Source organism: Pseudomonas sp. IT-P176, assembly GCF_949767245.1.
In the GTDB taxonomy this organism is placed as follows: Bacteria; Pseudomonadota; Gammaproteobacteria; order Pseudomonadales; family Pseudomonadaceae; genus Aquipseudomonas.
The window spans coordinates 1-219 of the sequence record NZ_CATKPN010000019.1 but is presented as its reverse complement, the minus strand read 5'-3'; the positions used below and the strand labels follow the sequence as shown (position 1 = coordinate 219).

Annotated in this window: 1 protein-coding gene; it reads left to right on the top strand. The window is 62.1% G+C overall.

Features of this window, described 5'->3' with window-relative positions; translation table 11 throughout:
* Positions 1-219: immunoglobulin-like domain-containing protein (locus tag ACM6IP_RS00960; protein ID WP_414860733.1), on the top strand; the 219-nt coding region annotated here is incomplete at both ends.

Genomic DNA, 219 nt, shown 5'->3' with positions numbered 1-219 from the left:
CTGGTGCTGGGCGACAAAGCCCAAGTCACCATCGGCGACACCCTGTCTGAAGTGGTTGCCACTCTGTCTGTGGATAAAACCACCGTCACCGAAGGCGGCTCCGTCACCTACACCGTGACCCTGACCAACGCCGCTGGCCTGCCGATGAGCAACCACGGCGAACTGACCTTCAAGCTCTCCGACGGCACCACCATCACCGTTCCGGCCAACAGCACCACC